The organism is Pseudomonas sp. HPB0071 (assembly GCF_000478505.2).
Taxonomy (GTDB): Bacteria; Pseudomonadota; Gammaproteobacteria; order Pseudomonadales; family Pseudomonadaceae; genus Chryseomonas; species Chryseomonas luteola.
This window is the reverse complement of the sequence record NZ_KI517367.1, coordinates 2,819,660-2,832,180: the sequence shown is the minus strand read 5'-3', so window position 1 is coordinate 2,832,180 and position 12,521 is coordinate 2,819,660. Positions and strand designations below refer to the sequence as shown.

Annotated in this window: 8 protein-coding genes; 4 read left to right on the top strand and 4 right to left on the bottom strand. The window is 56.9% G+C overall.

From position 1 onward, the window contains the following. Positions 1–44: 44 nt before the first annotated feature. On the top strand, positions 45–992 hold the full coding sequence (rhtA, locus tag HMPREF1487_RS13240) for a threonine/homoserine exporter RhtA (protein WP_010797166.1): 948 nt from the start codon (positions 45–47) through the stop codon (positions 990–992). Continuing rightward, positions 993–1,490 carry a gluconokinase gene (locus HMPREF1487_RS13235; RefSeq protein ID WP_010797165.1) on the top strand — a complete coding sequence of 166 codons (498 nt, stop codon included), beginning with the start codon at positions 993–995 and terminating at the stop codon, positions 1,488–1,490. 47 nt (positions 1,491–1,537) lie between these two features. Here the strand turns inward: HMPREF1487_RS13235 and ettA are convergent, their stop codons facing one another. Then, a complete protein-coding gene (gene ettA / locus HMPREF1487_RS13230; RefSeq protein WP_010797164.1) occupies positions 1,538–3,202 on the bottom strand; it encodes an energy-dependent translational throttle protein EttA in 1,665 nt (554 codons plus the stop codon). A gap of 296 nt (positions 3,203–3,498) precedes the next feature. Between ettA and HMPREF1487_RS13225 the strand changes: the two genes are divergently transcribed. Both HMPREF1487_RS13225 and glyA read left to right on the top strand, forming a co-directional pair. Next, positions 3,499–7,668 carry an EAL domain-containing protein gene (locus HMPREF1487_RS13225; protein WP_010797162.1) on the top strand — a complete coding sequence of 1,390 codons (4,170 nt, stop codon included), beginning with the start codon at positions 3,499–3,501 and terminating at the stop codon, positions 7,666–7,668. A 110-nt stretch (positions 7,669–7,778) separates the two neighbouring features. After that, positions 7,779–9,032, top strand: a complete 1,254-nt coding sequence (gene glyA, locus HMPREF1487_RS13220) for a serine hydroxymethyltransferase (protein WP_010797161.1) — start codon at positions 7,779–7,781, stop codon at positions 9,030–9,032. Positions 9,033–9,081: 49 nt separating this feature from the next. Here glyA and yjiA read toward each other — a convergent pair whose 3' ends face one another. From yjiA to HMPREF1487_RS13205, 3 genes are all read right to left on the bottom strand, one after another. Beyond that, positions 9,082–10,059 (bottom strand): GTPase, encoded by a 978-nt coding sequence (gene yjiA, locus HMPREF1487_RS13215; protein WP_010797160.1) that lies wholly within the window; start codon positions 10,057–10,059, stop codon positions 9,082–9,084. Positions 10,060–10,127: 68 nt separating this feature from the next. Beyond that, the gene (locus tag HMPREF1487_RS13210) at positions 10,128–10,331 is read right to left on the bottom strand and encodes a YbdD/YjiX family protein (RefSeq protein WP_010797159.1); all 204 of its coding nucleotides are present in this window, start codon (positions 10,329–10,331) and stop codon (positions 10,128–10,130) included. A 12-nt stretch (positions 10,332–10,343) separates the two neighbouring features. Further along, positions 10,344–12,410: a carbon starvation CstA family protein gene (locus HMPREF1487_RS13205; protein WP_010797158.1), complete on the bottom strand. Its 2,067-nt coding sequence runs from the start codon at positions 12,408–12,410 to the stop codon at positions 10,344–10,346. Positions 12,411–12,521: the final 111 nt, after the last annotated feature.

The window sequence follows — 12,521 nt, the reverse complement described above, 5'->3', positions numbered from 1 at the left end:
CCCATTCTGCTATTGCTCAATCAAAACGGATAAGCACTAGCAGAATGTCTCAACTAAACGCTCGCCCCCTGGCTACTCTCATACCGGTCTGCCTGTTACTGGTGGCAATGATCTCTCTTCAAAGCAGCGCCAGCTTGGCCAAAAGTCTTTTCCCTGTCCTGGGTCCGATTGGTGTAACCGCGCTGCGCCTTCTCTTTTCCGCCCTGCTGCTTGTAGCTGTTCTTCGACCGTGGAAAGTCCTTGGCAAAGGGAAGCCATGGAAATCTCTGGTCGTATATGGCATTGCCCTAGGCATCATGAATGTTTCGATTTATCTGGCCATGCAGCGGATTCCCATTGGAATCGCAGTCGCCCTTGAGTTCACAGGCCCCCTGGCTGTCGCCATAATTGCCTCTCGCCGGCTGATCGATTTTGTCTGGATCATCCTGGCCATTTTAGGGCTGGTATTGCTTTTGCCGGTCGGGCATGCTGCCAGCGGTGTAGATCTACTGGGCGCGTTTTTCGCCTTGCTGGCAGGTGCCTGCTGGGCCCTCTACATTGTATTCGGCAAGAAAGCCGGGGCCGTCTATGGTGCGAGCACCGTTGCGCTGGGCTCGTGCATCGCAGCACTGGGAGTTCTGCCACTTGGACTTTATGAGACAGGTCCCGGTCTGTTTGCGGTGGAAACACTGCCGGTCATTCTGGCAATCGCCGTCATGTCCTCCGCGCTCCCCTACGTTCTGGAAATGATGGCGCTGACAAAGTTGCCTACCCAGACCTTTGGCACCTTGATGAGCCTGTCACCGGCCTTGGGTGCCCTGTCAGGCTTTATCTTTCTCGGCGAAACATTGACCCTCGGCCAATGGACGGCGCTGGCCTGTATTGTAGCTGCCTCTATCGGGACGACACTTACCATCGGGAAATCTTCTGATGCACCTCCCCCTGAATCCGGGGAGGCGCTTGCGGGTGAAGGGACTACCCTTAAAGGATCGAAACCCAATCGTGGAGGATGAATGATTTATCTGATCATGGGTGTATCTGGCAGTGGAAAAACCACTATAGGGGAACGCCTGGCCCAGCGTCTGGGCTGCCAGTTTTCCGATGCCGACGAGTTCCACAGCGACGCCAACCGGCAAAAAATGGCCAAGGGCATTCCTCTTGATGATGAGGACCGCTGGCCGTGGCTGGATGCCATTCGCACTGCGATGCAGGATGCCCATCGCCATCAGCGAACCCAGGTATTTGCCTGCTCAGCCCTGAAGAAGCAGTACCGGGAACGGCTGCAAACCGCCACCGACGGGATCGTTCTGGTCTTTTTGAATGGACCGGCCGAGGTACTCAGCGAGCGCATCCTCAATCGACGCGGGCACTTTTTCGATCCACGGCTACTACAAAGTCAGATCGACACACTTGAGCCGCCCGGTGAGCAGGAGGCGCTACTGGTTGATATTCGCCAGTCTCCGGATGAAATCATAGACAGCATTCTCCGGGCCACTCAGCACAAGAAATAAAAAAGGCCGCAGCATTACGCGGCGGCCTTTGGGTACAAAAGGGCTGATCAGCTCAGCTTTTTGTATTTCACTCGCTTGGGCTGCGTGGCAGCATCGCCAAGACGCTTCTTGCGATCCGCTTCGTACTCAGTGTAGTTCCCTTCGAAGAACACCACCTGAGAGTTGTCTTCATAGGAGAGGATATGAGTGGCGATACGGTCGAGGAACCAGCGATCGTGCGAGATCACGATGGCGGTGCCCGGGAAGTCCAGCAATGCTTCTTCCAGTGCGCGCAGGGTTTCGATGTCGAGGTCGTTGGACGGTTCGTCCAACAGCAGTACGTTACCGCCCTGCTTCAGCGTCAGCGCCATATGCAAGCGGCCACGCTCACCACCGGACAGGTCCTTGACGAACTTCTGCTGATCGGCACCCTTGAAGTTGAAGCGACCGACATAGCCGCGGGAAGGCACTTCATAGTTACCCACGCGAATCATGTCCAGACCATCGGAGACCTGCTCCCATACGGTCTTGTTGCCCTCCAGGCTATCACGACTCTGATCGACACTGGCGATCTGTACGGTTTCACCGATCTCGATGGTGCCCGAATCTGGCTGCTCTTTGCCGGTGATCATGCGGAACAGTGTGGATTTACCGGCACCGTTACCCCCGATCACACCAACAATCGCGCCCTTGGGCACACTGAAGCTCAGATTATCGATCAGAACGCGATCACCGTAGCCCTTGGTGACGTTATGGAACTCGATAACCTTGTCACCCAGGCGCGGACCAGCCGGGATGTAGATTTCATTGGTCTCGCTGCGCTTCTGGAATTCCTGAGATTGCAATTCCTCGAAACGCTGCAGACGAGCCTTGGACTTGGACTGACGGGCCTTGGCACCGGAGCGCACCCACTCCAGTTCCGCTTTCATGGCCTTCTGGTGAGCCGCTTCCTGCTTGGCTTCCTGCGCCAGACGGTTGGCTTTGGATTCCAGCCAGCCGGAATAGTTACCTTCAAACGGGATACCGTGGCCACGGTCCAGTTCGAGAATCCAGCCAGCCACGTTGTCCAGGAAGTAGCGGTCATGCGTGATGGCTACGACAGTACCAGCGAAGTCGTGCAGGAAGTGCTCGAGCCAGGCAACGGAATCGGCGTCCAGGTGGTTGGTAGGCTCGTCGAGCAACAGCATGTCAGGTGCAGACAGCAGCAGACGGCACAGCGCCACGCGACGCTTTTCACCACCGGACAGGTGCTCGATCTTCGCATCCCATGGCGGCAGGCGCAGGGCATCGGCGGCCACTTCCAGCTGCCGCTCGAGATTGTGGCCGTCAGAGGCCTGAATGATGGCTTCCAGACGCGCCTGCTCAGCAGCCAGCGCATCAAAGTCGGCATCCGGCTCGGCATAAGCGGCGTATACTTCGTTCAGGCGATCCTGAGCGTCCTTGATCGCACCAACGGCCTCTTCGACAATGTCCCGAACCGTCTTGCTCGGATCGAGCTGCGGCTCCTGCGGAAGATAACCTACGTTGATACCGGGCATCGGGCGAGCTTCGCCGTCGATCTCCGTATCGACCCCGGCCATGATGCGCAACAGGGTAGACTTACCCGCACCATTCAAGCCCAGCACGCCGATCTTGGCGCCAGGAAAGAAGGACAGGGAGATGTCTTTCAAAATCTCTCGCTTCGGGGGCACGATCTTGCTGACCCGATGCATGGAGTAAACGTATTGAGCCATGGATGAACCTTGGTACTGATGCAAAAGTAGGCGAATAGTATGGCGGGACTGAGCCAAGCTGTCGAAGTCCCTCACACACTATTTGATGGATTGCAGGTTATCGCTTCAGACGACAGCCAAACAATCATTCAAGAATCTGCACCCCGCGGGCGATAACGCAAAGGATATCCCAAATTCTCTTTTGTAATGGTGGACAGGATGATGACGATACCTTCCATGAGCGCCTCACCCAGTGACAGGACTGTCTATAGCGTGTGCGGTTACCGCTTGTAACTGCACTCTTTTGGAAAACCGATGTGAAAGCTTCTGCCGGCCTACCCTTACAAAACCTGCTGACGCGCTCTCCTGCACTCCGTATGTTGAAGTGGGTGCTGGCTGGGCTGATTCTGTTATTGCTGGGTGTATTGTCCTGGCAACTCCATAAGGAGCTGAATCAGCGAAGTGCCATGCTGGGCAGCTTCGCTCGGGAGCAGAGCCTGCAAAAGGCCGAATATATCGAGCAAGCCCTTGCGTTTCTTGCTCACCAAGCGGCGGCAGAGCTTGATGACGTAACGCCGGAGACAGGCATCGAGGCGCTACCGGCACAGTTGCAGGCTATCTATCCTAAGGCCAACCACCTCTATTGGGTTCCAGCCGACGCGCTTGAAGACCCGTCCTTATTTCCGTCAGCAGTCGACCCAAACTACCTGAGCCCTGCCCTACGACGTTTGGAGGCGAGACCGTTTTACTACGGCTATACGCCTCACGACGGTAGCTATGTGCTCCTCAGGCAGAGAAGCCAGAGCGATCAGGGCTGGTGGCTGATTACGGGCGAAGCCGGGTTGGGGCTGGAAAGGCTGAAAAACCACACCCATGAACTGATCTGGACTATTACAGACAAGGCAAGCGGCGCCACGTTGGCCAGGGATATGCCTGAGGAGCCTGCCGTTTCGGACAGCCAGACCTTTGCCCTCACATTAGATGGCACCAACTGGCAGCTCCGTAGCCATTTGAGCCCTTCGGTCCTGACCTGGAAAACCCTGTTTTTGTGGCGAGTTGCCACGTTTGTGTTGCTGACCCTATGCGCGTCCCTTCTGGTGTACTGCCTGCAGCGGGAGCAATCCGGCTTTCATCTTTCCTCACGCTCGTCACGGCAGAGCCTGCGCCTGATGATGCAAGCCCTGAATGCGGTAGATGAGTGCGTACTGGTCACCTATGAAGAGGGCCGCCTGCTTTACCTCAACCGGAAAGCCTCCCTTCTTTTGGGCATCGAACAGACAGATGCGGAGCAGCACACCTTGAGGGGTCTGCTCCCTGCACTAGACCTATCAACTCCGCAAGAGGCCGACAAGGATTGGATCGTCGAGCTATCCCAACCTGACGGCCAGCGCAGACTGTTTGCCGTCAGCCGCTACGGCGTAGGCTCGAATCGTTCCCTGGAGGAACTGGAAGATCATACGTCAGCCTTTACCGGGTGCGCCTGGATACTGCGGGACGTCACCGAGCAGCAGCAGGCGCTCCGGACGATAGAAAGTACACGCCAGCGCTACCAGAGCATTTTCGAAGGCATCAACACCGGCATTTGTGTATTGGACTTCTCCCGCCTGCAGCAGGTCCTGCTAGCACATCACATCACAAGTGCCCGGACGTTCTATCAATGGCTTGAGATCAACCCTTCACGGGGCCATGAGCTGCTTGGCCTGATTCGCATCACTGAAATGAATCAGATGGCGCTGACCCTGCTAGGCATTAAGACCATTGATCAGGCACTGGCCAACCTGATCGGCGATAGCAAACCCAACGCCCATGGCAAGCGCATGAAGATGATTGCCGCGCTGGCTGAAGGACAGCAGACCCTGGATGTGGAAGGCCGCCTCATAACACCGCAAGGTGATCGCCATCTCTGGTTCTCTGTCCACCTTCCTCCGGCAGAAATGGGATACGAGGCCGTACCGCTGAGCATAACGGATGTATCACGGCGCAAACGCACCGAACTCTCGCTGATCGAGCGGGAGCGCTTCTGGTCCGACTTGGTCAAAGCGGCGCCGGACACGCTTTATACCTATGACCTCAAGACCCAGACCATTGATTATCAAAACCATCCGCTGGGACTCAAGCTTGGTTATAGCGAAGCCGAACTGGACGCGTTGGGCCCGGACTACCTGACCACGCTCCTGCATCCGGATGACCATGAGTTGTACGAGCGCCTGCGCACCATGCGGCAGATCATTCAGGAAGGCCAGGTGAACGACTGCCTGGTTCGCTGGCATCACAAGAATGGCCACTGGTGCTGGTTCGATCTGCGCGAGCAGGCGTTCCAACGTGACAGCCAGGGTCAGATGCGCCAGATCATCGGCCTTGCGCTGGATGTTACCGAGATGGTCAACGCCAATGATCTGCTGCGTGACCAGGAGCGGCGCTATCGCCTGCTGGCGGAAAGTATCAGCGACATCATTTTCAGCACGGACCAGCAGCTGGCTATCAACTACATAAGTTCTTCGGCTGAAAACCTTCTGGGCTACAAACTCGAAACGCTCTACCAGCTCAACCCCTATGATCTGGCGACGCACTCCCAGCAACTCAAGAAACTGCGGGACTGGATAAAAAAGCTGCGTCGATCGCTTAGGTCAACCCAGTTAATGGCGGAAGTAGATCAGGAATCCAGTCAGGTCATTATCCTGGACTGCCTCCACGCCGACGGGCACAAGTTAAGCCTGGAAATGCGTCTGGAAACGCTATGGGACAAGCATGGTCGTTTCGAAGGGCTGCTGGGCATCTGCCGGGACATTACCGCCCAGCGACGCGCGGAAAAAGACATGCGGATGGCCGCTACCGTTTTCGATCACTCGGCAGCCGCCATTCTGGTCACCGATCCGGCTGGCTACATCGTACGCGTCAACCAGATGTTTACCCGTATGACCGGTTACGAGCCAGAGGAAGTCATCGACCAGCAACCGCGCATGCTATGTGCAGACCTTCAGGAAGCCAACCAGCTCTCTCATATCATGAACCATATGGCGGTACAGGGCAGCTGGGAAGGTGAACTGTGGCAAAAGCGCAAGGATGGTGAGCCTTACCCGTCCTGGATCGGCATTACCGGCGTACGCGACGATGAAGGTGATCTGGTCAGCTTCGTGTGTTTCTTCGTGGATATCAGTGAGCGCAAGGCCAGTGAGCGACATATTCACCGTCTGGCCTATTACGATGCCCTGACGCTCCTGCCAAACCGCACGCTGTTCCAGGATCGCCTCCACACTGCATTGGAGCAGGCGGTTCACCATGCCAGCTGGGTTGTGCTGATGTTCCTAGATTTGGATCGTTTCAAGCCGATCAACGATTCGTTGGGGCACGCTGCTGGCGACCGAATGCTCAAGGAGGTAGCTGTACGCCTAACCGCCTGTGTAGGAACGGAGGATAGCGTGGCTCGCATGGGTGGCGATGAGTTCACCTTGCTGCTGGCCAACCTAGGTAGTCGGGAGGAGGCCATGGCCTGTGCTATCCGCGTGGCCGAAAATATCCTGGAAAGCCTGTCCGAAGCATTTATTCTGGAAAATCGTGAGTTTTTCGTCAGCGCCAGTATCGGGATCGCGCTATCGCCTCAGGATGGCAGTGAGCTCAGTCAGCTAATGAAAAACGCGGACACGGCGATGTACCACGCCAAGGAGATGGGCAAGAACAACTTCCAGTTCTACCAGGCGGAAATGAACGCCCGTGCGCTGGAGCGCATCGAGCTTGAAGCCGATCTGCGACACGCCTTGCTGCAAAATGAATTTACCCTGCATTACCAGCCGCAGTACCGGTGCTCCAATGGTCAGCTGACCGGCCTTGAAGCCCTGCTCCGCTGGAGCAACCCGCGCCGCGGCAACGTCTCGCCTGTCGATTTCATTCCAGTGCTCGAAGAAACCGGTTTGATCATTCAGGTTGGGGATTGGGTCATCAAGGAAGCCTGTCGCCAGCTGCGCGTCTGGCATGATGAAAAGGTTCGCATTCCAAAGGTGTCCGTCAACCTCTCGGCCCGACAGTTCGCCGACAATCGCTTGGGCGAACATATTGCCCAGATCCTGCAGGAAGTGGGCTTACCCCCCGCCTGTCTTGAGCTTGAGCTCACGGAAAGCATCCTCATGCAGAACGTGGATGATGCGCTGATGACACTCAAAAGCCTGAAAGAGCTGGGTGTATGCATTTCGGTAGATGACTTTGGAACCGGCTACTCCTCGCTCAACTACCTGAAGCAGCTTCCCATCGACATTCTCAAGATCGACCGCAGCTTTGTGGATGGCTTGCCCCATGGAGAGCAGGACGCCCAGATTGCGCGCGCCATCATTGCCATGGCCCACAGCCTCAACCTGTCGGTCATTGCCGAAGGGGTGGAAAATGAAGAGCAGCTCAAATTCCTGCGTGACCATGAATGCGACGAAGTTCAGGGGTATCTGTTTGACAAACCGCTGTCACCCGAGCTGATCGAGGCCCGATTGCGGCTGATGTAGCCGCCATGAATGCTGTTCGACCGCTGCATGACGGGTGCTCATACCCAGTCCACTGTGGATTGGGATAGAATGCGCCCTCTTTTAGCCCAGTCGCTTTTCAGGGGAACCCCATGTTCAGCCGTGACTTAACCCTCGCCCGCTTCGACGCCGATCTGTATGCCGCTATGGAGCAGGAAGCCCAGCGTCAGGAAGATCACATCGAACTGATCGCTTCGGAAAACTACACCAGCCCGGCTGTCATGGAAGCCCAGGGCTCTGTCCTGACCAACAAATACGCCGAAGGCTATCCACACAAGCGCTACTACGGTGGTTGCGAATTCGTCGACAAGGTCGAGCAACTGGCAATTGACCGTGCCAAGCAGCTGTTTGGTGCCGACTACGCCAACGTTCAGCCCCACGCAGGCTCGCAGGCCAACTCTGCTGTTTACCTGGCACTGCTGCAGCCTGGTGATACGATCCTCGGCATGAGCCTGGCCCATGGTGGTCACCTGACCCACGGCGCCAGCGTCAGCTCTTCCGGCAAGATTTATAACGCAGTTCAGTACGGTATCAATGAAAACGGCCTGATCGACTACGATGAAGTCGAGCGCCTGGCGGTTGAGCACAAGCCGAAGATGATCGTGGCCGGTTACTCGGCATACTCGCAGGTACTGGATTTCGCCCGCTTCCGTGAAATTGCGGACAAGGTGGGCGCTTACCTGTTCGTTGACATGGCTCACTTTGCCGGTCTGGTTGCTGCAGGTATCTACCCGAACCCGGTTCCGTTCGCCGATGTCGTGACCACGACGACTCACAAGACCCTGCGTGGTCCTCGTGGCGGCCTGATCCTGGCTAAGGCCAATGAGGAAATCGAGAAGAAGCTGAACTCGGCTGTCTTCCCGGGCGCCCAGGGTGGTCCGCTGATGCATGTGATCGCCGCCAAGGCCGTATGCTTTAAGGAAGCGCTGGCGCCTGAGTTCAAGCAGTACCAGCAGCAGGTCATCCAGAATGCCCAGGCCATGGCCGAGGTGTTTATCCAGCGTGGCTTCGATGTGGTTTCTGGCGGTACTCAGAACCACCTTTTCCTGCTGTCCTTGATCAAGCAGGACATCACCGGTAAGGATGCCGATGCGGCTCTAGGTCGTGCATTCATCACGGTAAACAAGAACTCCGTTCCGAACGATCCCCGCTCCCCCTTCGTGACCTCGGGCCTGCGTATCGGTACTCCGGCCGTTACCACCCGCGGCTTCAAGGAAGCTGAATGCCGTGAGCTGGCCGGCTGGATCTGCGACATCCTCGATAACATGGGCGATGAGTCCGTGATCGATGGCGTACGCGAAAAAGTCCAGGCTATCTGCGCCAAGTTGCCGGTTTACGGTCAGTAAGCTCAAGCCTTACGAAAAGCCCGGCTTATGCCGGGCTTTTTCATATGCCTCAGACTTGTGCCGCCTCGAGACCTTCGCGCAGCTCGGCCTCCGGCAATTCCATGCCAATAAAGACGATCACGCTTTCTCGCACTTCGCCCTCCTCCCACTCCCGGTCCCAGTCAGCGCCGTACAGCCGCTGAACACCCTGAAACAAGAGCTTTCGAGGCTCTCCGGCAATATCCAGAATACCCTTGTAACGCAGCAGATTACTGCCGTGCCGCTCAAGTACCCCTTCCATGAAGCGACTGACGCGGTCGATATCGAGCGGACGTTCGGCCTTGAGCGCCAGCGAAGTGATGTTGTCCGGCTTCTGGGTACGCACCGGCGTTAGCGGGCGGAAAAGCATCTGACGATCCAGCTGATCGTTCAGATTGAACCCTCTGATATCCAACAGGACGCTCAGGTCAACCTGACCATGATCCACCACATGAACCGGCGCCCTTCGATTGATGCGTTGCAAACGTTCGCTCAAAGCCGTGAAGGCAGTCTCATCCACCAGATCGCGCTTGCTAACCAACAGGCGATCCGCAAAGCCCACCTGGGCCTGGGCAATGGGTCTGGATAGCTGCTCCTGGGCATGAACAGCATCCACCAGCGTAATGATGCCATCCAGCAGATAGCGTTCGCGCAGATCCTCATCCATGAAGAAGGTCTGAGCAACCGGGCCTGGATCGGCCAGGCCGGTACACTCGATCACCAGTCGGTCGAATTCGATCTCGCCCTGGTCGAGCTGCTCCAGCAATACCGTCAGCGCGTAGGACAAGTCTTTACTACCGGTACAGCAGACGCAACCATTGGCTACCTTTACGATGCGTACAGCCTTATCGCCCAGCAAGGCGCCGTCAATGTCGGCCTCACTGAACTCATTTTCGATGACAGCGATCTTGAGGCCATGATCACCTTCAAGCAGGTAACGCAGCAGGGTTGTCTTGCCAGCACCGAGAAAGCCGGTCAAAACCGTTACAGGGATGGGGGTTGTAGACATATAAGCGGCCTTAAATGAAACGGGCCAGGCTAAAAGGCCTGGCCCGGTTGAATCACACCTTGACGTGCTTAGCAGCAGCGGAAGGTCTTGCCTTTGCCGCCACCATAACGCGCTTCCTGCCGCTCACGAAAGAACTCTTCGTAGGTCATGACAGGCAGGTCCGGATGTTTGCCGCGCATGTGCTCGACGTAGGTGTCGTAATCCGGCATTCCGACCATGAGGCGAGCCGCCTGCCCCAGGTACTTTCCAAGATTGGCGAGGTCATTGAACATGCGCAGCTCCCATCAGACATTTGTCAGCGGTTGGAAAGGCGTTTCCTTGTCCGTGCGCTGAGGCTTGGACAAAGCGGCATAACCCACCTTCACGGTATAGAACAGCACGCTGGCGACTACGATCAGGAACAGTACGGTCAGAGTCGCATTGGTATAACTGTTGATCATGATCTGCTGCATCTGCTCAACCGACTTGGCCGGTGCCAGGATCTGGTCAGCCGCCAGCGCATCACGGTATTTGTGCGCCTGAGCCAGGAAGCCAACCGCCGGGTTGCTGTCAAACAGCTTGATCAGACTGGCCGTGGTTGTGCAGATCAGCAGCCACACGGCCGGCAATGCAGTTACCCAGGCGTAACGCTGACGCTTCATCTTGATCAGCACGACCGTACCCAACATCAAGGCAACACCGGCCAGCATCTGGTTGGAGATACCGAACAGCGGCCAGAGCGTATTGATGCCGCCCAGCGGATCGACAACGCCCTGGTACAACAGATACCCCCAGAGCGCAACGCAGCCACCTGTGCCAATCATATTGGCGATCCAGGAGTCGGTACGCTTGAGTGCCGGTACGAAATTGCCCAGCAAATCCTGCAGCATGAAGCGACCCGCACGGGTTCCGGCATCAACAGCCGTCAGGATAAAGAGCGCCTCGAACAGGATCGCGAAGTGGTACCAGAAGGCCATGGTGTTTTCACCCGGCAGCACCTGATGCAGGATCTGCGCGATACCGACCGCCAGTGTGGGAGCACCGCCGGCCCGCGTCAGGATGGTGGTTTCGCCAATGTCCTGTGCGGTCTGGGTCAGGATCTCAGGTGTTACCGCAAAGCCCCAGGAGCTGATCGTGGCAGCAACGCTTGCGGCATCGGCGCCCACAATGGCCGCCGGACTGTTCATGGCAAAGTAGACGCCCGGCTCGATCACCGATGCTGCCACCATGGCCATGATCGCCACAAAGGATTCCATCAACATGGCGCCATACCCAATGTAACGGGCATCTGTCTCACGGCTGAGCAGCTTGGGCGTGGTGCCTGACGAGATCAGCGCGTGGAAACCGGAAACAGCGCCACAGGCGATGGTGATAAAGAGGAACGGGAACAGGCTACCCTTCCAGACCGGGCCGGTACCGTCTACAAACTGAGTAACAGCTGGCATCTTCAGCTCAGGTGCAATGAAGAGAATACCGATAGCCAGCGCGATGATGGTGCCGATTTTAAGGAAGGTCGACAGATAATCACGGGGCGCCAACAGCAGCCAGACGGGCAGCACGGAAGCCACGAAGCCATAGCCGATCAGCATCCAGGTAATCTGTTCACCCGTAAAGGTGAGCCGCGGCCCCCATACCGGATCAGCCGCAATCACGCCACCAAACCAGATGGCGGCCAGAAGCAATACCAGGCCGACCACAGAAATCTCACCGATATGGCCCGGGCGGATATAACGCATGTAAACGCCCATGAATACCGCGATGGGCAGCGTTGCCAGAACGGTAAACATCCCCCATGGGCTGTGGGCCAGCGCTTTCACCACAATCAGGGCCAGCACCGCCAGGATAATGATCATGATCAGGAAGCAGCCAAACAAGGCAATGGTTCCCGGTATCTGCCCCATCTCCTCGCGGACCATCTCGCCCAGCGAGCGGCCGTTACGGCGGGTGGAGATGAACAACACCATGAAGTCCTGGACCGCACCGGCAAAGACCACGCCGGCAATCAGCCAGAGTGTGCCGGGTAGGTAGCCCATTTGCGCGGCAAGTACCGGGCCGACCAGCGGGCCTGCGCCTGCAATGGCAGCGAAATGGTGACCGAACAGTATGTGCTTGTTGGTCGGTACGTAGTCCAGACCATCGTTATTGAGAACAGCCGGTGTTGCCCGGTTCGGGTCCAGCTGCATGACTTTGGTAGCGATGAACAGGCTGTAATAGCGATAGGCAACGAGATAGAGCGCGACGGCTGCAACGACGATCCATAACGCATTGATCGTCTCTCCACGGCGCAAGGCCACCACTCCCAAGGCGCAAGCCCCTACAGCCGCGACCACGGCCCAGGGCACGTGGCGGAATACACTCTTGTTATTATTCATAAAGGCTCCATGACAAACGGACAAAGAAGCTGCCGCTCAAGCTTAGTTCAAGCTAGCAATTCCGCCATCAGACCTTGGTCTAGAGCGTTTGGTTTGTAGTGGTCATTTGAA